Source organism: Dyadobacter chenwenxiniae, assembly GCF_022869785.1.
GTDB lineage: Bacteria > Bacteroidota > Bacteroidia > Cytophagales > Spirosomataceae > Dyadobacter > Dyadobacter chenwenxiniae.
Genome location: NZ_CP094997.1, coordinates 6,967,097 through 6,990,871, shown reverse-complemented (window position 1 = coordinate 6,990,871; position 23,775 = coordinate 6,967,097). Strand labels below are relative to the sequence as shown.

General features: G+C 46.0%; 17 protein-coding genes. 16 read left to right on the top strand and 1 reads right to left on the bottom strand.

What is annotated here, in order from left to right; translation table 11 throughout:
• Positions 1-22: 22 nt before the first annotated feature.
• The 16 genes from MUK70_RS29990 (at position 23) to cobA (ending at position 23,445) form a co-directional block, all read left to right on the top strand.
• The gene (locus MUK70_RS29990) at positions 23-1,516 is read left to right on the top strand and encodes a RagB/SusD family nutrient uptake outer membrane protein (protein ID WP_234656523.1); all 1,494 of its coding nucleotides are present in this window, start codon (positions 23-25) and stop codon (positions 1,514-1,516) included.
• Entirely contained in the window at positions 1,517-2,449 is a 933-nt protein-coding gene (locus MUK70_RS29985; RefSeq protein ID WP_234656522.1) for a hypothetical protein, read from the top strand.
• Positions 2,446-4,584: an FAD-dependent oxidoreductase gene (locus MUK70_RS29980; RefSeq protein ID WP_234656521.1), complete on the top strand. Its 2,139-nt coding sequence runs from the start codon at positions 2,446-2,448 to the stop codon at positions 4,582-4,584. The genes MUK70_RS29985 and MUK70_RS29980 overlap by 4 nt, the downstream gene beginning before the upstream one ends.
• Positions 4,585-4,666: 82 nt before the next feature.
• Positions 4,667-7,237 carry a glycoside hydrolase family protein gene (locus MUK70_RS29975; RefSeq protein WP_234656520.1) on the top strand — a complete coding sequence of 857 codons (2,571 nt, stop codon included), beginning with the start codon at positions 4,667-4,669 and terminating at the stop codon, positions 7,235-7,237.
• Positions 7,238-7,439: 202 nt separating this feature from the next.
• Positions 7,440-9,125 (top strand): sodium:solute symporter family protein, encoded by a 1,686-nt coding sequence (locus MUK70_RS29970; protein ID WP_234656519.1) that lies wholly within the window; start codon positions 7,440-7,442, stop codon positions 9,123-9,125.
• 300 nt (positions 9,126-9,425) lie between these two features.
• On the top strand, positions 9,426-11,453 hold the full coding sequence (locus tag MUK70_RS29965; protein ID WP_234656518.1) for a glycoside hydrolase family 2 protein: 2,028 nt from the start codon (positions 9,426-9,428) through the stop codon (positions 11,451-11,453).
• Positions 11,454-11,509: 56 nt separating this feature from the next.
• Positions 11,510-13,786 (top strand): FAD-dependent oxidoreductase, encoded by a 2,277-nt coding sequence (locus tag MUK70_RS29960; protein ID WP_234656517.1) that lies wholly within the window; start codon positions 11,510-11,512, stop codon positions 13,784-13,786.
• 128 nt (positions 13,787-13,914) lie between these two features.
• Positions 13,915-15,084: a TSUP family transporter gene (locus tag MUK70_RS29955; RefSeq protein ID WP_234606946.1), complete on the top strand. Its 1,170-nt coding sequence runs from the start codon at positions 13,915-13,917 to the stop codon at positions 15,082-15,084.
• 104 nt (positions 15,085-15,188) lie between these two features.
• Positions 15,189-16,376: a trans-sulfuration enzyme family protein gene (locus MUK70_RS29950; protein ID WP_234656516.1), complete on the top strand. Its 1,188-nt coding sequence runs from the start codon at positions 15,189-15,191 to the stop codon at positions 16,374-16,376.
• 24 nt (positions 16,377-16,400) lie between these two features.
• Positions 16,401-16,745, top strand: a complete 345-nt coding sequence (locus tag MUK70_RS29945) for a hypothetical protein (RefSeq protein ID WP_234656515.1) — start codon at positions 16,401-16,403, stop codon at positions 16,743-16,745.
• Positions 16,742-17,188: a type II toxin-antitoxin system VapC family toxin gene (locus tag MUK70_RS29940; protein WP_255716665.1), complete on the top strand. Its 447-nt coding sequence runs from the start codon at positions 16,742-16,744 to the stop codon at positions 17,186-17,188. Before MUK70_RS29945 ends, MUK70_RS29940 begins: the two co-directional genes overlap by 4 nt.
• 8 nt (positions 17,189-17,196) lie before the next feature.
• Positions 17,197-17,901, top strand: a complete 705-nt coding sequence (locus tag MUK70_RS29935; protein ID WP_234656513.1) for a phosphoadenylyl-sulfate reductase — start codon at positions 17,197-17,199, stop codon at positions 17,899-17,901.
• A 125-nt stretch (positions 17,902-18,026) separates the two neighbouring features.
• Complete coding sequence (cysD, locus tag MUK70_RS29930) at positions 18,027-18,980, top strand: sulfate adenylyltransferase subunit CysD (RefSeq protein WP_234656512.1); 954 nt, start codon at positions 18,027-18,029, stop codon at positions 18,978-18,980.
• Positions 18,981-19,104: 124 nt separating this feature from the next.
• Positions 19,105-20,349, top strand: coding sequence for a sulfate adenylyltransferase subunit 1 (locus tag MUK70_RS29925; RefSeq protein ID WP_234656511.1), 1,245 nt, complete (start codon positions 19,105-19,107; stop codon positions 20,347-20,349).
• Between the two features lie 13 nt (positions 20,350-20,362).
• The gene (locus MUK70_RS29920; protein WP_234656510.1) at positions 20,363-22,591 is read left to right on the top strand and encodes a ferredoxin-like domain-containing protein; all 2,229 of its coding nucleotides are present in this window, start codon (positions 20,363-20,365) and stop codon (positions 22,589-22,591) included.
• Positions 22,592-22,671: 80 nt separating this feature from the next.
• On the top strand, positions 22,672-23,445 hold the full coding sequence (cobA, locus tag MUK70_RS29915) for a uroporphyrinogen-III C-methyltransferase (protein WP_234656509.1): 774 nt from the start codon (positions 22,672-22,674) through the stop codon (positions 23,443-23,445).
• Here cobA and MUK70_RS29910 read toward each other — a convergent pair.
• Entirely contained in the window at positions 23,442-23,735 is a 294-nt protein-coding gene (locus MUK70_RS29910; protein ID WP_234607271.1) for a hypothetical protein, read from the bottom strand. The two genes, cobA and MUK70_RS29910, sit on opposite strands and share 4 nt — an antisense overlap.
• Positions 23,736-23,775: the final 40 nt, after the last annotated feature.

The window sequence follows — 23,775 nt, the reverse complement described above, 5'->3', positions numbered from 1 at the left end:
CACTGACATTATTTTTCGAAACATGAGAAAAACATTAAAAATAAGCGCAATGCTGAGCATACTCGGGGCTTCCCTGCTGCTGCCTTCCTGCGAGCTGAACGAAACGATTTACTCGTCCATTTATACCGAAGATTTTTACAAAACCGCAGCCGATGCAGAAAAAGGCTTGGTTGCTGTTTACGGCGCATTGGGCGGCCTCGGCGGCGCCCCAGCGCTGACATTGGTGGCCGATTTTAGCGACGACCAGACTTACCCGCGCGGCGTTGTGGGCCGTAACACATTGACCATGTTCACCTATGATGTCAATTACACGACCCAAAAAAGCAATAGCCGAGTAAACGAATCGCCGCAGCAGATCTGGCAGTCGTGTTACAGCGGCATTGAAAAGGCCAACTGGGTGATTGCCAAAGTGCCTGGTGCCACAATGGATGAACCGCGTAAAAAGCAGATTATGGGCGAAGCGTACTTTTTACGCGCTTTTTACCATTGGCTTTTGACCAAAAATTTCGGTGATGTTCCCGTAAAGATCACACCAAGCTACACCGAGGAAGAAGCATTGACCGCAAAGAGCCCAAAAGCAGACGTTTACAAACAAATTTACCTGGACCTCGATCAGGCCACATCGGCCGGACTCCCCTCCTTTCCGGCCGTTGCAAAAGGCCGCGCTTCCCATGAGGCTGCCCTCTCACTTTACGCCAAAGCTGCGCTCTATAATGAAGATTGGGCAACTGCATTGGCCAAAGCGAAGCTGGTAATTGCTTCCAATAAGCATGCGCTTTTGCCAAATGTCTGGGATGTGTATCGCTATGATAATGAAGATGCAGCGCGCCTGGAAAACATTTTCGCCTATGAGGTGGATCCGGTTACGCCAGGTTTGAGCCATCAATTGGTCGGCCTTTGCGGTCCTCCGGGAAGCGCAGGGCCGGAATATGCGCGGACTTCGTTCGGTTCCATGTTTGCCTACCAGTCGTTTTTCAACTCGTTTGATCCGAAAGATAAGCGCAGGACGCTTCTGGACACAAACTACATGGACAAAGCTGGAAAAGTGGTTCCGCAAAAAAGCATTACACCCATCACCACGGAAGGTGTTTTGATCAAAAAATACCAGGATCCGGTTTCGACAATTGGTTTAATTCCAAACATTCCAATCCTGCGCATGCCCGATGTTTATCTCATCGCCGCCGAAGCGGAAGCGCGCCAGAATGGAGCTACGGCTGCTGCCTATGAGTATATCAATGTTGTGCGTCAGCGAGCGGGGCTGCCCATTTTAAAAGTTGGCTTGACCAAAGATGCATTTATAGAAGCTGTTTTGCAGGAACGCGCCTGGGAATTTTTCGCAGAAGGTGACCGCTGGTATGACCTTACCAGAACAGGGAAGTTTTTGACTGTTATTCCAAAAGCAGTGAACAGCGTGTACCCAGTCAGGAATGTGACGGCCAAAAACCGCTATTTCCCTATCCCGCAGGACGAGATCAACGCAAACGCAAAGATTGAGCAAAACCCCGACTGGAAGTAAATGAAAAGAGCAGCTATCATTTTGATTTTGAGCATGATTTGTCACTTTTCCACAAAAGGAAGTGATCAAATCCGTGAATTCATCATCGTTGAAAGTGACACGCTGACCTACACATTGAAACTGGTGCTGGACGATTCCGGGCAACCGCAATATTTCTTCCGCAACATTTTCACACCGGTTTGCTATACGAATGAATGCAAGCCGGTGCATATCAACTTCTATTGGGATTTACTGGGCAACTACGAACGTTTCGACTTACCCGAAGGCAAGGTTTTGACCAAAGTTGATCATGATGAATTTAAGCAGGAAGACTATGAAAAATTGCAGGAAATTCTGGCCCAACCCAATTCCATTTTCGCAGACCTGCAGATGGAAGATCTGATCACAAAAGGAACCGACAACCTTACAGATTCTGTGGACGCCAAAGCAGGCGCAACATTGAAAACGATTAAAAATCAGGTTATCGATGGAGCAGTTTACACTTGTTACACCCTTTGGCACATTGCATATGGAACGGTCGTTCCAGAAATGAAAAAGATTATTGAAAATTATAAAAACGACATCTTACTACACCGGTTCTTGGCCAGTAACAATTATCAGTATCAATACTGGGCAATAGAAAAGGTGATGGATAAAAAGGGCAATGTTCAAAAGGCTTATGAAGCTGATCTTGAAAATATCATTGAGGGCAGGAATATTTTCATTGCCAAGAATGCATTGCAACGCGTAAGCAGCGACTTCTTATCTAGTCAAAAACGGCAGGAGTGGCTTTGGAAAACCTATCAAAAATCTCCATATGCACTTCAAATCGCCATTTTAAAAAAACTAAAATCCGTGCATGTCACAACCACATTGGCCAGCAACCTAAAATCCAGCCTGGAAAAATCTAATGAGGAACAAACATCCTTAATCCAACAAATCCTAAACCCATGAAAAAACTCCATATCTCCGGGTTGAAACCCGGAGCAAAGGATATTAGTTGTGCCGATAGCACTTTTTCCTTGTTCTCTTTTTGCTCAGGGTTGAAACCCGGAGCAAAGGATATCAGTTGTGCCGATGGCACTTTTTCCTTGTTCTCTTTTTTATCCAGGTTGAAACCCGGAGTAAAAGATATCAGTTGTGCCGATGGCATTTTCTCCTTGTCCTCTTTTTTCTCCTGGCTGAAACCCGGAGCAAACAATACCGGCCATGCCGAAGGCACTTCCTCCCTATTCCCCAGATCAAGAGCAGCAGCCAGCACCATCAACACCTTCCTACATTCCCCCGGGTTTCAACCCGGGGCAGTAATACTCCTAACTCTGATAACCTTCTGCGCCACTGCGCAAAACCACGTTTTCGTGGAAACGGAATCTTTCGAAGACAAAGGCGGATGGGTGATTGACCAGCAATCTTTTGTAGTCATGGGCTCGTCTTACCTGATGGCACACGGCATGGGCAGGCCGGTGAAAGACGCCTCAACGACCGTCGAATTTCCAAAACCCGGAAAATATAAGATGTGGGTCCGTACCAAAGATTGGGCACCATTTCCGAAAGGGCCCGGAAAATTCGAAATCAGCATGGATGGCAAGAAGGTTGAGCAGGTTTTTGGTGCAAGTGGATCCGATGCATGGAAATGGTATGATGGCGGCGAAATGGATGTTAAAACGAATTCGGCAAAGCTTTCGATTAAGGACTTAACCGGCTTCAATGGCCGCTGTGACGCGATTTTATTTACAGATGATTTAAAATTTACACCTCCTGATGAATCCGAAGCACTAAGCGCATATCGCAAAAAGCTGCTTAACCTGACCGATAAACCTGCCGACGCCGGACGGTTCGATATGGTGGTTGTGGGCGGTGGAATTGCCGGAACATGTGCAGCCATTTCAGCTTCGAGAATGGGTTTGAAAGTTGCTTTAATTCAAGACAGGCCCGTTTTAGGAGGAAATAACAGCTCCGAAATCCGTGTGCATTTGATGGGTGATGTGGATAAAAACCACTATCCCAAACTCGGCAGGATTGTAAGGGAAATGGACAATGGCGATCCGGGAAACGGCAATCCGGATGCCAAGGAATATGGAGACGCACGCAAAATCGCCATCGTTAAAGCGGAACCCAACATTTCACTGTTTCTGAACACTCATGTCTATAAGATTGAAAAAGAGAACGACATTATCACCGCGGTTGTAGGCCGCGACATTGCCACAAATAAAGAAATGCGTTTCACAGGCTCCTTCTTTTCAGATTGCACTGGCGACGGAACAATCGGTTATCTCGCAGGCGCTGAATTCCGAATGGGTCGCGAGAGCAAAGCTGAAACGGGCGAATCTCTGGCCGCTGAAAAGGCGGACGATTTTACATTAGGAACTTCCAATTTATGGGCTTCCCTGGAACGAGACAGCGTCTCTTCTTTCCCGGAAACGCCCTGGGCAATTCAGTTTTCGGATGAATATCACATTGACGAGCCCAAGGCTGACTGGCAGTGGGAAACGGGTTTTGGCAACTTCAATACCATTACAGACGCCGAAAAAATCCGCGACCATAATCTTCGCGCCATTTACGGGAACTGGTCTTATCTCAAAAAGAACAAACCCGTCAAATACGCCAAACGTGAGCTCGCCTGGGTTGCCTACATTGGCGGCAAGCGTGAATCGCGACGAATCATTGGCGACCATATTTTAAATCAAATGGACATTCAGGAGGGCAAATTTTATCCAGATGGCTCCGTAACTGCCACATGGACCATTGATCTGCATTTTCCGGACGCCAAAAACAGCAAATACTTTGAAGGTCAGGAGTTTTTCGCTGGCACCAAACACATTAAGGTTGCTCCTTACACGATTCCTTACCGCTGTCTTTACTCCAAAAACATTCAAAACCTGTTCGTTGCGGGAAGGAACATCAGCACCACGCACGTCGCGTTTGGCAGCACGCGGGTAATGCGCACATGCGGGATGATGGGGGAAGTGGTTGGTTTTGCGGCCTATCTCGCGACCAAATATAAAACAACGCCGAGAGGTATTTACCAGGACCATTTACCTGAATTAATGGGGATTTTAAAAGGTGAAACGCCCGCCCCGCAACCTTGATTTATTTATTCAAATAGAATTAGCGGATTGGCGACTTATGCCTGCGCAGGATTCGATAGTTTATCAACGAAATAGTGACCCAATGAAATTATACTTCGCGATTTTTCTGTGTTTTTGCTCAATTCGTTGTGTTTTAGGTCAGGGTAAATCGCCTGCCAGCCTAACCAATGACCGGATTAGTGTTCAATTTAAAAGTGACAAGAAGAATTGGTCGGTTAATAAAATTCTGGTTAAAAATAATGGCAAATGGGTCAATGGTTTGACGCCTTCCGGCGAGTATACTTTGCTTTATTCAGAGACAAAACCTTCTACGGAGCCTGCAGAAACGTTTGAGAAAATTACGGGAGGAAAATTCCCCGAGGACAATTACCATTATCAGCAACAGCAATGGAAGGAAAGCACAACGGAAGTTGCATTGAACAAAGCGGGACAGGTATATCATTTTTTTCCAGCCAATCTTTTAATTAAAAAAGATGAGCTCGAATTCACCCAGGAAACCAATGTAGCGACTGTCAAAGCAACCTGGACACTGGACCCGCAATTCCCGAACGACGTTCAGGTTACGATGCGGTTGATCCCTAAAAAGAAAGGATATTTTTCACTGGCAACGCCTACGCTCGCCTCAGTTGCAACAAACCAAATGGCATGGACATCGGTGCCCGGTTATTTCCAGGGGAATTTTATCCAAAAGAACTTTGCGCTGGCGTATACTTATGGACACGGCATTCCGGACCGGCCAGTCGTTTACCGTGAACGTTGCGCAACGACATTAAGTCCGCTAATCAGCACAAAAAGCGGCATTACATTGTCTGTTATCCCCGAGCCGGGACTGGCGCGTGATCCCTGGGCAAAGGATAAGATTACACAAACGGATTGGCACCTGGGCCTTTCTCACATGAACAGAAAGGCGCAGCTTTCGCCAACATTATACTATCCGGTCCTGGGCGAACCAAAATCAGAACTGAATGCTGGCGAGGAGATTAGCTATTCGTTTCGATACAGCCTTATCGCCGGCGACTGGTTCCAGGCGATCAAGCACGCAGCCAATGATATTTACAAATTTGACGAAACATTAAGCCTGCGCCAAAGCAAACAAGCACTAACCGACCGCATTGAAAAAATGCACCATTATCTCACCGACCCGAAAACTTCACTTTGGAACATTGAAGAATATGAAGGCAAGCAAATCGGCGCACAATCTTACCTTGGCGGCGTGGTGGGCTCCAATAAAGATGCCATGAAAAATGCGGATTACGGCGCGATGTGGATGCTGGCGAATGCGACTAATGATCCTGAGTTAAAGCAGAAAGTGCTTCCTCCGGCGCTCAACTTCAAATTGGTACAGCAAGAAACCAAAAAGGGCTTCTTCGAAGGTGCCATTGAAGGACAATATTATTTAGCCAAAAGCAAAAAATTTGTTGAGGAATGGGGTGAGGTTGTGGAGCCTATTGCATTGACTTACTATGTGTTACTGGACATGGGTAACATGCTTTTGTTCCAGCCGGAAAATGCGGAATTGAAAGAAAGACTGCGCCTGGGTGCTGATAAATTACTGAATTGGCAAAATGCAGACGGCAGCTGGGCAGTGGCATACGACCGGAAAACGGAGCAGGAATTATTCAAAGATATCAAGGACGTAAGACCGACATTTTATGGAATGATCGTGGCTTACCGCCTTTTGAAAGACGAAAAATACCTGAAAGCCGCTCAAAAAGGGGCTGACTGGTTTATCAAAAACGCAGTCGAAACCGGCACATTCCTGGGCGTTTGCGGCGATGCGCGTTACGCCCCGGATTTCGCAACCGGCCAATCGGCCCAGGCGCTTTTGGATCTTTATGATTTTACTAAAAACAAAAAGTACCAGGATGCGGCAGTGACCTGCGCGAAAATCTACACCGCTTCTGTATACACCCATCCTATTGCCAGCCGTAATGTCAAGAAAGTCAATGGCACCAGTAAGGAAGATTGGGAAATCAGTCAAACTGGTTTGAGCTTCGAGCATGGCGGTATTTTCGGGTCAGCAACACGTCTAGGTCCGATTCAGTTGGCCAGCCATGCAGGGCTTTTCATTCGCATGTATCAGTTAACCGGTGAACAGATCTTCGCCGACATGGCAAGATCAGCCGCTATCGGGCGCGATGCATTTGTAGATAGCAAAACGAGCGTTGCATCCTATTACTGGCAAGCCATGAACAAAGGAGCAGGCCCTTACCCACATCACGCATGGTGGCAAATTGGGTGGATTACAGATTATTTGCTCTCCGAAGCAGCATTAAGATCTAAGGGAAAGATCGAATTTCCAAGAGGTTTTGTAACGCCAAAAGTAGGGCCGCACCAGACTTATGGCTTTGCGCCGGGAACGGTTTATGGCGATAAGGCGAAACTAGTGATTCTGGAAGGATTCGCCGTGGCGAACAAACCCGCTATTGATGTCATTACTGCGAAATCGACTTCAACAAACAGTATCTACGTCGTGCTTCTGAACAACAGTCCGACACCAACTGAATTCGGGCTGAAACTTGATGCTAGCAAAATCAGTAACGCAAAACAAATTGCTAAAATTGAAGCCCTTGGAAACGAACAAATAACAAAAACTGACCAAATAACAATAGAACCATTCGGCTTAAAATCCCTGAAAATTGAACTCCGCTAACTCATAACCGTCAGCTTAAGCTGACGGCTAGAGCACGGATTGATCGGATGCCAGGCTGACGGCTAGAGAACGGATTGATCAGATGCCAGGCTGACGGATGAAGATCAGATTGATCGAATGCCAGACTGACCAATAACGACAAAGCCGCCTGACAGCCAGACCTAAAACAAACCGGATTGCTAAATGCTAATAACCCTAATTCATGAACAACACCATTGATACAGTCGTCATCCTAGTTTTCTCCGCATTCGTGATGGGCATTGGGATGTTATTTGCGAGAACTGGACGGAATTTAAAATCTTTTTTTGCCGGAGGAGAGGCAGTTCCCTGGTTTATCGGGGGGCTGTCCTTATTTATGAGCTTCTTCTCGGCCGGGACATTTGTAGCCTGGGGTTCTATTGCATACAAGCACGGCTGGGTTGCCATAACCATTCAATGGACAATGTGCATAGGCGCCTTGATTACAGCACTTTATTTGGCGCCGCGATGGAAAAGAACGGGTGCATTAACCGCGGCAGAATTCATTAGGGAGCGGCTGGGATTGCCTGTTCAGAAGACCTATATCTTCATTTTCACGCTGGTTTCCGTTTTTATCAAAGGCTCGGTTTTGTATCCGGTTGCCAAGCTTGTGAGCGCTTCTCTTGACTTGCCATTGGTGCCTTGTACGGTTGGTCTGGGGCTTTTTATGATTGCTTACACGGCAATCGGCGGGCTTTGGGCAGTGATGGTTACCGACATTCTGCAATTTGTGGTGTTATCGGCTGCGGTTTTCATTTTGCTTCCATTATCGTTTGACAAAGTCGGCGGATGGGAAGGTTTCAGCAAAGCCGTTCCAGACGATTTTTTTAACCTTTTGAATGGCGAGTACACCATTGGATTCGTCGCCGCATTCGTCATTTATCACATTTGCTACATCGGCGGAAACTGGACCATGGTGCAGCGTTACACCAGCGTCGACAGTGAAAAATCTGCTAAGAAAGTGGCGTTTCTTTTTGCGGGATTGTATCTGATCAGTCCGGTGATCTGGATGTTCCCGCCAATGATTTACAAGGCCATTAATCCAACATTAACAGGCCTTGATACGGAAAATGCGTATCTGATGATCTGCAAATTGGTTTTACCTCCGGGTTTGCTGGGGCTCATGCTAACCGGCATGTATTTCTCCACCTCAGCCAGCGCAAACACAGCTTTGAACGTCGTTTCAGCGGTTTTTACCAATGACATTTACAAAGGAATGGTCAACCCAAAGGCTTCTGACAAGCAACTGATCCGGGTTGCCCGCGGCTCATCCTGGTTTTTCGGATTGGGAATGATCGGGATTGCATTGCTCGTTCCGGCCGCAGGTGGCATCGTAGAAGTTGTTTTAAGTATTTCTGCCATATCAGGCGGCCCGCTTCTGGCACCTCCTCTTTGGGCTCTTTTTTCCAAAAGACTCAACAGCACAGTCACATTATGGGTTACCAGCATCGGACTTTCGGTTAATCTTTTCTTCAAAATCCTTGCTCCGATTCTGCTCGATTTCAAATTGTCCAGAGGTATGGAAACGATCGTTGGCGTAGGACTTCCGCTGTTGCTTTTGCTGGCTTACGAACTCTGGGCGAGGTCGAAAGACATCATTGCACACGAATATTTGACTTACCTGGAAACAAAGGAACAAAAACGCATCGACGCCTTGGAAATCAATGAAGAGGAAGCGATCGAAATCAAGCGTCAGAACCGTTTCGGCTTGCAGGTAATCGCCGGCGCATTGCTCTTCACGGCAGTAATGCTCTTTATATTAAGTGTAATGACGACTTCCGGGACGGTGATAACAGCTGTTGTTGCGACGGTTGTTTTATTTTCGGCGGCGATCCCGTTTGTGGCTTCTCGGAAAGTTAATGTTACGTGATGTCGTTACATGCCTCTGGCATTCCCTGTGACTTCGATTACATCGGGCTACCAATATTGCGTCCCTACGGGACTGAGCCTTGCGAATAATAACAAGCTGAAAAATTGTTGATTAAATAGTCCTAACCAACGCACTATTGGCGAAAAATAATAAACGAATAGATGTCACTAAGTCCCAGAGGGACATCATATAGGTAACAAACAGCCGAATGAATAATGCCCAAAGTCCCGGCAGGGACGAAACATCATGCAAAGGGATGCAACCATATTTTTTGCCTTGCAGTAATAATCATATAAAACAATGAAACAACTCCTAATAACATTTACATTAATTGCTTGCCTTCTAACCCTGCAAACTTCACTTGCACAATTTAAAATCCGTGAACCTAATGCTATCCCACTGCATGGAGAGTGGCTTTTTGCTTTGGATCCGGCTGAGATGGGGATTAAGGGAAAGTGGTATCTGGATAAATTAGCGCAGAGTAACCGGCTGGATAAGGTGACTGTTCCGCATTGCTTCTCTTCGGACCCGCGCTTCGAACATTATACCGGAACAGCTTGGTATAGAAAGAATTTCGCCTGGAAACCGGTCGCCGGAAAGCGGGTGATCCTGCATTTTGACGCTGCTTATTATAAGACGCACGTTTGGCTTAATAATGAAAAAGTGGGCGAGCATGAGGGCGGTTACACGCCATTCAGTTTCGATGTGACGGATTTGCTGAAAGATGGCGACAACCTGCTGGCCGTTTCGGTTAACAATGATACATGGAAGCCAGGCACGGTTCCGGGTGCGAAGGATAATGGGAACATTAATGATCCTTTTATGGGCTGGCTGAATTATGGTGGCCTGGTCCGGCCCGTTTATCTGACCGTTAAGCCCGAGGTTTATGCCGAAAATCTAAAAATTGATGCCCTGCCCGATCTGGAGAAAGGAATAGCGACTTTAAAAACCAAAATCCGTATTCGCAATGCGTCCAAATCTGCCGTCTCGCCGCAGGTTAGCTACAATGTGTTATTTAAAGGCAAAACAATTCCCGTCAATTTAAAAGGTAAACCTGAAAGCATTCCCGCCGGACAAACTGGCATCGTTGACGCGGAAGCCACATTAACTGCCGCACAGGTCAGGTTGTGGGACTTGGATGATCCCAATTTGTATCAGCTTAAAATCGCTGTCGGGGGAGATTCTATCGCTTCCAGCTTCGGGATCAGAAAGGTCGAGGTGAAACATGCGCAGCTGCTTTTGAATGGAAAATCGATTCGTGTTGGTGGTGGAAACCGGGTTGTGGATTATCCCGGATTGGGCTCGGTAGAACCGGATTGGCTTATCGAAAAGGACTTTAAACTGATGAAGGAAGCAGGAATGGAATTCCAGCGGCTTACGCATTACACGCCTTCTGAATACTTCTACGATCTGGCCGACAAATATGGCATGCTGATTATTACCGAGGCCGGAAACTGGCAGCTTACGCCCAATCAAATGGACAATGATTCAATCCGTAAAAAATTCCGCTCGCAGTTTACCGAAATGGCCGAACGGGACTGGAACCACCCGAGTATAATTGCATATAGCGTTGGAAATGAGTATGCGTCTACAACCTCAGCGGGCCAAAGGTGGACAAAGGACATGATTGAATTTGCCCGGCAAACCGATCCGACGCGACTCTACACATTTGCCACAATGCTGTTGAACACACTTCCCAAAAAACCGGAAGATGAAGCCAGCCAATTTGTGGATTTTGTATCAACAAACACTTACGGAAACCATGCAAAAGCGCTCGATCACATTCACGGTTTATATCCCGACAAACCGATTCTTGTAAGCGAATGGGGCGTTCGGGCAGACGAAAAGGATGAGGCATTTCAGGCGCAGCACATTACGGATCTTATGGCCGAATTCCGCAAACGGCCTTATGTGGTGGGCACTTCCTGGTGGACCTATAATGATTACCAAAGCCGCTTTCACAACACAAATGCGAACGGCTATCGTCCGTGGGGCATTGTCGGGCCTGACCGCTCGTTTCGTCAAGCTTATGGTATTCATCAAAAAGAATATTCTCCGGTTACCATTGAAAAAGTGGGTTTTAAAAACGGTGGACAAGGGCAGCATCTGCTTACAGTCCGAATCACTGCACGCGGCGATTTCCCGTCGAGAGCAATTAAGGGTTATAAGCTAAAAACCAATGCAACGACACTTGTGCTGCCCGATCTGAACCCGGGCGAGTCAAAAGAAATCGACATTCCAATCGCTGGTTTTGACAAGCAACTGCATATTAAGATATCAAAACCAACGGGTTTTACGGCTATCGAGACAGACATCGAATTGAAATAATTATAAATACGCGTTCCGCTTTGACAACAGCGGAACGGATGTAATGACCTGACAAAATGATACGCGAAGAAGCATCTGAGAAAAGAGCACCAAAAACCATTGAATCGGCAGCAGATCTGGTGATTGTGGGAGGAGGATTAACGGGAACCTGCGCGGCGATCACTGCTGCGAGGGCTGGCGTAAAGGTAACATTGATTCAAGACAGGCCCGTTTTGGGCGGAAATTGTTCGAGTGAAGTGCGACTCTGGATACTCGGAGCCACATCGCATATGGGCAATAACAACCGCTGGGCCCGTGAAGGCGGCGTCATTGACGAGATTATGCTCGAAAACATTTACCGCAATCCCGACGGCAACCCGCTGATTTTCGACACGGTTTTGCTGGAAAAAGTAATCAATGAAGCCAACATTACATTACTTCTGAACACGGCGGTTTATGATTTGGATAAAAACATAGAATCAGAGACCATCACAGCCGTCCACGCATTTTGCAGCCAGAATAGCACCAGATACACGGTTACCGCACCTCTTTTTTGCGACGCTTCCGGCGATGGAATTATCGGCTTTCTTTCTGGCGCAGCATTCAGAATGGGCGCTGAGTCGGCGGAGGAATTTGGTGAGAAATTTGCACCGGACAAAGCTTATGGTGAGCTTTTGGGACATTCTATGTATTTCTATTCCAAAGACATAGGCCGTCCCGTGAAGTTCATACCGCCTTCGTACGCATTGCAGGACATTACGGAAATCCCCCGTTACAAAACATTCAATCCGAAAGACTTTGGCTGCCGGTTATGGTGGCTCGAATATGGCGGCAGGCTTGACACTGTACATGATACGGAGAAAATCAAGTGGGAATTGTGGAAAGTGGTTTACGGAGCCTGGAACTACATTAAAAATTCGGGTGAGTTCCCGGAATCAGAAAATATGACATTGGAATGGGTCGGCACGATTCCGGGTAAGCGGGAAAGCCGGCGTTTTGAAGGGGATTATTTATTAAAACAGCAGGATATTGTGGAGCAAACGACCTTTCCTGACACAGTTGGTTTTGGTGGTTGGAGCCTGGATTTGCACCCGGCCGATGGCGTTTACAGTGATCAATCGGGTTGTAACCAATGGCACAGCAAGGGCGTTTACAGCATTCCTTACCGTTGTTTTTATAGTAAAAACATCAATAATCTCTTCATTGCCGGCCGCATTATCAGCGCTACACACGTCGCTTTCGCCTCCACGCGCGTGATGGCGACGAGCGCGATGGGCGGACAAGCGGTCGCAATCGCGGCTGCCATTGCGAAGAAATATAGCTGCGCACCCCGCGAAGTTGGTGAACTGCATTTAATAGAACTGCAACTGGAATTATGGCGCGCAGGGCAGTATTTACCACAAACTGAAATCAATGATGCTGAAAATCTGGTTGAAAAAGCAGTAGAAATCAGTGCTTCTTCAAGTTTGAAATTAAAAGATCTTCCCGGCTCAGATCATTGGGCGATTATAGCGCATTCAGTTGCGCAAATGTTGCCTGTTCATGGTAAAATGCCGTCGGTAACGGTCTGGGTGGAAACGTTGTCGGATACTGAATTGATCATCGAGCTTCGAAAAAGCAGCAAAGCATTTAACCACACGCCGGACGTAACACTTGCAACGAAAACATTTAGCCTGAATGCTGGAAAGCATGAAATTACACTTGACTGGTCAGCTGACTTTAATGAAGAAGCTTATGCTTTTGTTTGTTTTATAAAAAATGAAAATATCAAAATTCAATATTCCGAAAAGCGCGTAACAGGCTTGCTAACGGTTTTTAATGCTACAAATCCAGCTGTTTCCAATTATGGAAAACAAGAACCTACGGAAGATTTAGGAGTGGATACATTTGAGTTCTGGTGTCCGCAGCGCAGGCCGGAAGGCCGTAACTTAGCATTTATTCTCAGCGAACCGATCGCGCTTTTTGAACCTGAGAATTTAAAAACCCGTCATAACCGCCCCATCGCCAGTCCGAACGCCTGGGTTGCTGACTTCAATGACGCAGAACCGGTGGTAAACATCCGCTGGGAAGCGCGGGTGAACATTAGCAAAATTGAGATTTGCTTTGATACGGATTTTGACCATCCGATGGAAAACGTGATTTATGTCCATCCCGAAACAGTTATGCCGTTTTGCGCAACCGACATTGAAATTTGTAATGACAGAGATGAAGTTGTTGGAAAAATTAGCGGCAACCACCTCTCACGCAGGACCATTTCCTTCGATCAGCCTGTCCTAACGCAGTTTTTAAAAATAAAAGTGACCAATCCAAATCCGCATACGCCCGCATCTTTATTCCAGATCCGCTGCTATTGATCTCCGCCGGGAGATTTTGTTCTTTGAAAACTAACAATTTGATCTTAAATTTGCCACCCGAAATAGCAAACATTTGTTTGCTATTTTAATGCTCGTTTACTCTATCATTATAGTATACTACATAGACTTTGAAGGAAGCGGCGGATTTCATACCCTCATCTGACACAAATTGGGAATCTCTTGATGTTGCCTACATCGCAAGTGGTGATCCTGAGGAAGATCGGCGCCTGGCGGAACTCGCCCGGGCAAAGGGCCAGGTGGTTTTCCTGCGCGACCTCCCCGAAGAATCCGACGTCCGTTTTAATGTTAACTCCCCTGCTGCTGCGCCCATTGCATCAGCACCAAGTCAGACAAGGAATAATACAAAAATACCATTGACCTGGGAAACCATCCAGCAAAAAATCTGGGCGGCCACTATTCGCAAAAGAACGCGCACTGAAGTTGCCGTTAACATTTTCTCCGCGATCGCATTAATGATTGTAGGCCACCTGCTATTTACATTCTTCACTTACGACCGGCTTACTGTTCTCTGGAATGAACTGGAACTGAATGAAGGTTTCTTTTATTACGTGCTCGGCGGCTTTGTGGCACAAATGATTGATGGCGCATTGGGCATGGCCTATGGCGTTACGGCCGCTACTTTTCTGCTCACACTCGGCGTGCCACCTTCTGCAGTGAGTGCCAGCGTGCACACTTCCGAAATATTTACCAGCGGGGTTTCGGGCTATATGCACTTGAAATTCGGCAATGTAAACAGCAAGCTTTTTAAGAAAATTCTGTTTCCAGGCGTTTTAGGAGCAATTACGGGTGCTTATCTTTTATCGTCGTTTGAGAAATACATTTATGTAATCAAGCCATTAGTGGCAGTTTATACTTTAATTCTGGGAATTCTTATCATTCAGAAAGCGTTAAAGAAGCGAGTTGAAAAGAAGCCGATGACGAAGATTGGCTGGCTGGCCATGGCAGGTGGAACGCTCGATTCGATCGGCGGCGGCGGCTGGGGACCTATTGTAACATCCACGCTGATTGCCCGCGGACGCCACCCGAAATACACCATCGGATCAGTCAACCTGGCTGAGTTTTTCGTTTCGCTCGCAAGTTCAGTTACCTTCATCAGCATCATCGGATTCTCGCATTGGCAGGTCGTTTTGGGACTCATACTTGGTGGTATGGTCGCCGCTCCGATTGCCGCTAATTTATCCAGGAGATTACCAATCAAAACCATGATGATCATGGTCGGAACCGTTATCATTATCGTGAGTTTGAGGATTGTTTATATGGTTTTGAGTGCGCTTTAAGCTATATGCCATAGGCTATATGCGTTCAGCGGCGATTGAGAATTACATTTAAATTATTAACAGGCATACGGCCTGAAGCTTACAGCTTATAGCATACAACATTCATGAAAAAACAGACCAAAGCGATACGCACGCAGACGCCAAAAACAAAGTATCGCGAGCATTCAACACCATTGTTCCTGACCAGCAGTTTCACATTTGAAAGCGCGGAACAGGGAAAAGCATTGTTTGAAGAGACCGAGGATGGAAACATTTACAGCCGTTTCTCCAACCCGACTGTGCAGGAATTTGTTGACAAGGTTTGTCTTTTGGAAGATTGCGAAGACGGTGTTGCGACTGCAACGGGTATGGCGGCGGTTTTCGCAAGTATGGCCGCATTATTGAAAACAGGTGACCACATTATCGCCAGCCGGGCATTGTTCGGATCTGCCCATCAGGTAATTACGCAGATTTTGAGCAAATGGGGCATTACACACACCTATCTGGACGCGGACGCAAGCGAAGCTGACTGGGAAGCAGCAGTTCAGCCAAATTCAAAAATGGTCTATCTCGAAACGCCATCAAACCCAGGTCTTGATCTGGTCGATCTTGCTATGGTAGGAAGGCTTTGCAAAAAGCATAATTTGATATTTAATGTAGATAACTGCTTTGCATCACCAGCATTGCAAAATCCGGCAGAATACGGCGCCGATCTTATCGTGCATTCTGCTACTAAATACATGGACGGACAAGGCCGTGTTTTGGGTGGTGTTGTTGTTGGCAAAAAGGAATATATCAAAGAGTTACGCTTTTTCTGTCGGCAGACGGGGCCGTCCATGTCGCCGTTTAATGCGTGGGTTTTGACTAAAAGCCTTGAAACATTGGGTCTGAGAATGGATAGACATTGTTCTAATGCATTGGCGCTTGCTGAGGCTTTGGAAAAGCATCCGGATGTGAAATCTGTAAGATATCCATTCCTGGAATCGCACCCGCAGCATGAATTGGCCAAACAGCAGATGTCAGCCGGCGGTGCCATTGTTACCATTGATTTGGAAGGTGGATTTGAAAGAGTTTCCGCATTCATGGATGCCTTGGAAATCGCCTCACTTTCATCCAACCTCGGCGATACAAGAACCATTGTAACAAATCCAAACACAACAACACACGCCAAACTAAAACCAGAAGAGAAGAAAGCGCTAGGCATCACCGAAGGCCTCATCCGCATTTCAGTCGGCCTGGAAGACATTGAAGATTTAATCGAAGACTTCACCAACGCCGTGGAGGTGTCGGTGAAAAGTGATATATTAGATTGATAAACACTTAAACATATTCATATCATGCACACATTAACAATTGAAATTCCGGAGCAGTTTGAGAAGAAAGCGGTTCTGCTTTCTATTGCAGTTCAACTGTATCAAAAGGGAGCACTTACGGCTAAACAAGCAGGGGATTTGGCAGAAGTTCCAATGAATGACCTGGTATATTATTCCTTGTCTGATAATGATCCTGCAAAGGAGTTGATTAAGCCGACAATGAAATATGCTTCAACCGAGGAATGGATCGAAAATCTAAAAACAGAGCAAAACTATAAGGGTTTTGATAAGGAGAGAATGCGAAAGCTTGCTGATGAAATGGACATCCAGGAACCATTGGAGCTTTTGCTTTCTCAACTTACCAAATGAGATATTTTCTTGACACCAATATACTGCTTGCCTATTTGAGAAAACACCATTTGGTCGACACTTTACAAACATACTTTGAAGACGAAGGAGAACCGAGTCAAATGTTTACTTCGGCAGTTTGTATTGGAGAGTTGGCATCCATTGGGATCAGAAACAATTGGGGTAAGCAAAAGATGGCAGCACTTAATGCTCTTAAACATTCGGTGCTCATCACAACAGAACTAAATGAACCGATTGTCGAGCGTTACGCAGAAATAGACGCATTCAGTCAAGGCAGATTGCAAGAAAAACAGTTGAAAGGTTCGGCTAAAAACATGGGTAAAAATGACTTATGGATTGCGGCGACGGCGAGTGTTTTGAATGCAACATTAATAACAACGGACAAGGACTTTGATCATTTGAATAAAGAATTTTTAAATGTCGCCCGTTTTGAATTGATATAATATTCACCATGAACAACACAACATCATCTTCTTTAAACGCTGCCATTGAAGGCAAGAGTGAGACGGAATCGCTAGCGATTCTGGCGGATCTTTTTCCTGGCGAGGTCGTTTTTTCAACCAGTTTAGGCTACGAAGATCAGGTTATTACCGATTTTATCCTGAAAAATAACCTGAACATTACGATTTTCACCCTGGATACCGGAAGGCTTTTCAGCGAGACTTATATGACGCTGCAAAAGACGAACAATCGTTACGATACGAAGATCAAGGTTTACTATCCGCAGACGGATTCAGTCGAAACATTGGTAAGCACAAAAGGGCCTTTGAGTTTCTATGACTCTGTGGAAAACAGGAAAGAATGCTGCTTTATCCGTAAGGTGGAGCCATTAAACCGTGCGTTGAAAGGCGCGAAAATCTGGGTTACGGGCATCAGGGCAGAACAGTCGGGGAACCGTCATGATATGCCACAGCTGGAATGGGACGAGGCGCATCAGCTGGTGAAGTTTCACCCGATCTTGCATTGGTCTTTTGAAGAAGTGAAAGGGTATGTTAAATCTAATGGCATTCCTTACAACCCATTGCATGATAAAGGTTTTGTCAGCATTGGTTGCGCACCTTGCACCCGCGCGATCCAGGAAGGCGAAGATTTCCGCGCCGGACGCTGGTGGTGGGAAGATGAATCGAAAAAAGAATGTGGATTGCATGCTAAGTAGGCTGTCAGCCGTCGGCTTTCGATTTTTAGCTTTTAAGGAATGAGTTTTTGCAGTCGACCCTAATCAAAAAATATTACCCGATAGCCGACGGCCGATTGCCGAAAGCTTAAAATAAACTATTAATTATGTCAATTTCAGTTAAAGAAGTGTCGGATATCAGCGATCGGGAAGCGAGACGCAGTTCTCCCGATTATCTAGACCAGTTGGAGGCCGAGGCGATTTACATTATGCGTGAGGTCGCTGGCCAGTTCGAGCGCCCTGCATTGTTGTTTTCAGGAGGAAAGGATTCTATCACATTGGTTAGACTGGCTCAAAAGGCCTTTGCGCCTGGAAAAATTCCCTTTCCGCTGGTGCACGTTGACACCGGACACAATTTTATTGAAGCAATAAATTACCGCGATGAACTGGCTGAACAAATCGGCGCGAAACTGGTCGTTCGCTATGTTGAAGATACGATTAAGGCAAAAGGCTTGAAAGAGCAGACGGGTAAGAATGCAAGCCGTAACTGGTTGCAAACTTTCACTTTGCTGGATACAATTGAAGAATTTGAATTTGACGCATGCATTGGCGGTGCGCGTCGTGACGAGGAAAAAGCACGTGCGAAAGAACGCATTTTCTCATTTCGTGATGAATTCGGTCAGTGGGACCCGAAACGCCAGCGTCCTGAGCTTTGGAACTTGTTCAATGGAAGAATTCACAAAGGCGAGAATGTGCGTGTTTTTCCAATCTCAAACTGGACCGAATTAGATGTTTGGGCTTATTTGAAAAGAGAAAACATCACATTACCATCCATTTATTTCGCCCACGAGCGTGAATTGATTTTGAGAGATGGCAAATTGCTGAACAACACGCCTGTTATTGAACCTGATGAGTACGATCAAATCGTAAAACGCCAAGTCCGTTTCAGAACGGTTGGTGATATGACCTGCACAGCAGCCGTAGAATCCAGCGCAGCGACATTGGACGAAGTTATTGCTGAGATCACTGTTTCTAGGATTAGTGAGAGAGGTGAAACGCGTATTGATGATCAGCAGACGGAAGCGGCGATGGAGGATCGGAAAAAGGGGGGATATTTTTAAGGAAGTTTAGAGTCAAAAGTTTAAAGTTCAGACAAATTAAACTCATCAACTTTCAACTCATAAACTCTATTCACTCATCGCACCGGCGACCCGGTCACTCATTCAATCATTCAACATTATTAAGGTGGATTTACTAAGATTTATAACAGCAGGTTCTGTGGACGATGGCAAGAGCACATTGATCGGACGCTTGCTTTACGATACGAAAAATATATTAGCAGATCAGATGGAGGCCATTGAGCGTGCGAGTAAGAGCCGCAATGTGGGCGAAATTGATTTAGCATTGCTTACGGATGGGTTGCGTTCGGAGCGTGAGCAGGGCATTACGATTGATGTGGCTTACAAATATTTTCAAACGCCTAATCGCAAGTTTATTAGCATTGATGCGCCGGGACACATTCAGTATACCAGGAATATGGTTACAGGTGCTTCTAATGCAGATTTGGCGATCATTTTGGTGGATGCGCGTCATGGGGTTGTCGAACAAACACGCCGCCACTCGTTAATCGCTTCCATGCTGGGGATTCCGCATGTGATTGTCGCGATTAACAAAATGGATTTGGTTGGAAACTCGGAAGATGCGTTTTTGGAGATTGCCAAATCTTATCAGGAACTGGCTGCTAAATTGAACATTAAAGACCTGACCCTTATTCCGGTGAGTGCTTTGAATGGCGACAACATTGTTGACAGATCGGTTAATATGCCCTGGTATACTGGGGAAACATTGCTTTCTGTTTTAGAAAATGTCAATGTTTTGAAAGATCAGAATCAGGAAGATGGTCGTTTCTCGGTTCAATATGTAATCCGCCCGCAAACGGACGAATTGCACGATTATCGTGGATATGCGGGTCGCGTGCAAAGCGGAACATTCAAAAAAGGGGATTTAGTTAAAATCCTTCCTTCTGAAACCGAATCTAAAATCGCGAAGATTGAATTTGGTGGAAACGAAATTGAAGAGGCCTCTGTTTTAGAGTCAGTTACGATCCTGCTTGAAGATGACGTAGATATCAGCCGCGGCGATATCATTGTTTCTGCAACCAATTCACCGATTGTAAGCCAGGATATCGAAGCATTGATTTGCTGGATGGATGATAAAAAGACATTGAAAGCAGGGAACAAATACGTTTTACAGCACGGAACAGCGAGATCAAGATGCTCCATCCGTGACATTGAATACCAAATTGACATTAATTCATACGAGAAGCTGGACGAAGTGGACAGCTTGAAATTGAATGACGTCGCGAGAATTATACTTAGAACAGCCCAGCCAATCGCTTACGATCCATATCAGAAAAACCGCGCTAACGGCGCAGCGATCCTGATCGACGAAACGTCGAATGTGACCGTAGGAGCTTGCATGATTGAATAAAAGAAATATCACCATGAGCGAAATATTGATTTCTGACAAAGTATCGGCCGTTGCGAAGCGCGATATCATTGATTTGAACCAAAAAATCAATGCATTTAATACGGGCGAAACACCCGAAGAAGCTTTCCGCAAGTTCAGGCTTACACGCGGTGTCTACGGCCAGCGCCAGCCAGGCGTTCAAATGATCCGCATCAAGCTGCCTTATGGTCGTGTAACTGCGGACCAGCTTGTCAGGATCGCGGATACTTCGGACAAATTTGCAACCGGAAACCTGCACGCAACCACGCGCCAGGACATTCAGCTACACTTTGTGAAACTTTCAGATTCACCGCAATTGTGGGCTGACCTGGAAGATGCTGGCATTACATTGAAAGAGGCTTGCGGAAACACAATTCGCAATGTTACGGCTTCTTCGGTGGCCGGAATTGATCCGGATGAGCCGTTTGATGTGACGCCGATTACGCATTCTATTTTCACTTACTTCCTGCGTAATCCGATTAATCAGGATATGGGACGGAAATTTAAAATTGCCGTTTCTTCTTCCGAAAAAGACTCAGCATTGGCATTCATTCATGACGTTGGCCTTATTGCGAAAATGGGTGTGAATGAAGCTGGTGAAACCGTGAAAGGTTTCAAAGTGCTGATTGGCGGCGGATTGGGCGCGCAGCCTTTTTCTGCACAAACCGCATTTGAATTCCTCGAAGAAGATAAAGTCATTCCATTTATAGAAGCATTGCTTCGCGTTTTTGACCGTTACGGCGAACGCGTTCGTCGTCATAAGGCGCGTATGAAGTTTCTTTTGGCGGAAATTGGTCTGGACGAAATGATGGCGAGAGTTGAAGAACAACGTGTTGCCATTAAAAATAAAGTCTTCACCATTCCCGAGGATCTTTTTGGAACGAAAGATGTAGAATCCATCACTTTCGTGCCCCGCCCCTCCTTGTCGGAATCGGAAATATTGAACATTGCTTCTCAAAGCATTGAAGCGGATAAGCTTGATATTTTTACAAGATGGCTGAGAACCAACACTTTTGAACAAAAACAGAAAGGCTGGTTTGCTGTTCAGCTGCGTGTTCTATTAGGCGATATGCATTCGGATACAGCTCGTCAGCTCGCGAACCTGGTTCGTCAATATGCGGCCGACGACATTCGGGTAACTGTTAATCAAGGTTATATCCTTCGTTTTGTAAAAGGCGAAGACCTGGTTGCGCTTTATCATGAATTGGCAAAATTAGGACTTGCTGCGCCTGGTTTCGATAGCACGATGGACATTACAACTTGCCCGGGAACAGACACTTGTAACCTCGCCATTTCAAGCAGTTACGGGATCACACGCGTGCTGGAAGATGTCATGCGTGATGAATTCCCTGAAATGATTTACAATCAGGATATTAAGATTAAAATTAGCGGTTGCATGAACGGCTGCGGCCAGCATAATGCTTCTAATATTGGTTTTCACGGAAGTTCAATTAAAAATGGCAAGCTGGTTCTTCCCGCTTTGCAGGTTTTACTCGGCGGTGGTTTCTCCGGCGATGGCGTTGGCTTGATTGGAGATAAAGTAATCAAAGTTCCGACCAAACGCGGTCCGGAAGTTTTGCGTACGCTATTCAACGATTTTGAAACAAATGCTTACGACGGAGAATATTACAATCAATATTACCAGCGTCAGACGAAGAACTATTTCTTTCAATTATTGAAACCGATTGCGGATCTCAGCACTTTGCAGGACGACGATTACCGCGACTGGGATCACGACGAATTGTTTAAAACAGAGATCGGGGTTGGAGAATGTGCGAGTGTGCTGGTTGACCTTGTAGCTACGACCATTACAGAAGGCCAGGAAAAACTGAATCTTGCCAAAGAAAATTATGAATCAGGAATCTGGGCGGATGCGATTTATCATGCTTATAATGTGTTAATTACGGGTGCGAAAGGTTTGTTAATGACCAAAGACGTGACCTTGAACACGCAGTATGGCATTGTAAATGACTTCGAAACGCATTTCGGACAGGATTTTAAATATGAAACACCTGCCGAATTTACACGCGAAGACAAGTCAGAAGCGCCTTTCCGTTCATTGGCGTTCAGCATCAATCATTTTGAGCCAACACAGGAATTTGCCACTTACTTCCTGAGCAAAGCAGAAGAATTCCTGAATTTTGTTCGTGATACACGTGAATCGCAATTGGTAGAAACGGGCGAGCCGGTTTTGCAGGAATTGTCATTCGGAAAAGATAGTTAAAATGGCTTTCGGCTTTCGGCTGTCGGCAATCGAGTGTAATGCTTGACAGCTAACAGCCGAAAGCCGAAGTCATAAAAGATATGAAACTTACATTAATCGGTGCCGGGCCAGGCGATCCTGACCTGATCACTATGAAAGGGGTTAAGGCATTGCAAAATGCAAAAGTCGTGCTCTACGACTCCCTCGCCCACCCATCCCTTCTGGATTACTGCCCCGAAGATTGTGTTAAAATCCTGGTTGGAAAACGCTTTGGTAAAACCAGCTGCGCACAAGACGACATCAATGCCCTTATCGTTGAAAATGCCCGCTTGTATGGAGAAGTTGTCCGGCTGAAAGGCGGGGATTCCTTTGTATTCGGTCGGGGTTATGAAGAAATTCTTTATGCTGCCAAGCACGGCATTGAATCCGAAATCATTCCAGGCATTTCGAGCAGCTACGCTGCTCCCGCACTGGCTGGCATTCCATTGACTTCAAGAGGTTTAAGCGAAAGTTTCTGGGTTATTACAGGAACAACAAAACAGCATGCACTTTCAAACGACGTGCATTTGGCAGCGCAATCCACAGCGACCGTTGTAATTCTGATGGGCTTGCACAAGCTCGACGAAATCGTCTCGATTTACGCTGACTTAAACAAATTTGACGAATCCATTTCCATCATTCAAAACGGAACATTGGAAAATCAGAAAGTGGTGACTGGTAAGATCAGCAACATTGCCGCTCTGGCAAAGGCGAGTGAAATCGCTTCCCCGGCCGTGATCGTGATTGGAAAAGTGGCCGCTTTGCCCGATTTGAGCTTTGCAGACATTGAAACATTAATCCAACAGGGAAAACCTGTCACGAGTGAAGTAAATTAAAGCAGGTTCAAAACCCAGCTGATATCGATCAGCCCCTTCCCGCGAAATTCCAGAAAATAGATAATCCCAGCCAACACAGCATAGCTGACAAACAGCCATTTCTTCTTCATTTCATACTGATCGTGGTGATGAACATAATCGTACACCATGGATGCTGTAAAGCCGAAAATCATCAGCACAAACGACAACAAGCCGCAGTTCTGGCGGTAATGCGTGTAGGTGTGCAAGGCCGGAGCGCCCAGCACCAGATACATCAGCCACATCCCAAATCCCATCCGATACAAATACATGCTCAGGCGGCGATCGTTTTTTATGTCAAATATTCCTTCC

Bases quoted from the DNA above. Each gene is read 5' to 3' on its own strand.
- cobA (WP_234656509.1), top strand. From the start codon at position 22,672: ATGAAACTTACATTAATCGGTGCCGGGCCAGGCGATCCTGACCTGATC.
- MUK70_RS29920 (WP_234656510.1), top strand. From the start codon at position 20,363: ATGAGCGAAATATTGATTTCTGACAAAGTATCGGCCGTTGCGAAGCGC.
- MUK70_RS29910 (WP_234607271.1), bottom strand. From the start codon at position 23,735: ATGTATTTGTATCGGATGGGATTTGGGATGTGGCTGATGTATCTGGTG.
- MUK70_RS29960 (WP_234656517.1), top strand. From the start codon at position 11,510: ATGATACGCGAAGAAGCATCTGAGAAAAGAGCACCAAAAACCATTGAA.
- MUK70_RS29965 (WP_234656518.1), top strand. From the start codon at position 9,426: ATGAAACAACTCCTAATAACATTTACATTAATTGCTTGCCTTCTAACC.
- MUK70_RS29985 (WP_234656522.1), top strand. From the start codon at position 1,517: ATGAAAAGAGCAGCTATCATTTTGATTTTGAGCATGATTTGTCACTTT.
- MUK70_RS29980 (WP_234656521.1), top strand. From the start codon at position 2,446: ATGAAAAAACTCCATATCTCCGGGTTGAAACCCGGAGCAAAGGATATT.
- MUK70_RS29935 (WP_234656513.1), top strand. From the start codon at position 17,197: ATGAACAACACAACATCATCTTCTTTAAACGCTGCCATTGAAGGCAAG.
- cysD (WP_234656512.1), top strand. From the start codon at position 18,027: ATGTCAATTTCAGTTAAAGAAGTGTCGGATATCAGCGATCGGGAAGCG.
- MUK70_RS29945 (WP_234656515.1), top strand. From the start codon at position 16,401: ATGCACACATTAACAATTGAAATTCCGGAGCAGTTTGAGAAGAAAGCG.
- MUK70_RS29950 (WP_234656516.1), top strand. From the start codon at position 15,189: ATGAAAAAACAGACCAAAGCGATACGCACGCAGACGCCAAAAACAAAG.
- MUK70_RS29940 (WP_255716665.1), top strand. From the start codon at position 16,742: ATGAGATATTTTCTTGACACCAATATACTGCTTGCCTATTTGAGAAAA.
- MUK70_RS29975 (WP_234656520.1), top strand. From the start codon at position 4,667: ATGAAATTATACTTCGCGATTTTTCTGTGTTTTTGCTCAATTCGTTGT.
- MUK70_RS29990 (WP_234656523.1), top strand. From the start codon at position 23: ATGAGAAAAACATTAAAAATAAGCGCAATGCTGAGCATACTCGGGGCT.
- MUK70_RS29970 (WP_234656519.1), top strand. From the start codon at position 7,440: ATGAACAACACCATTGATACAGTCGTCATCCTAGTTTTCTCCGCATTC.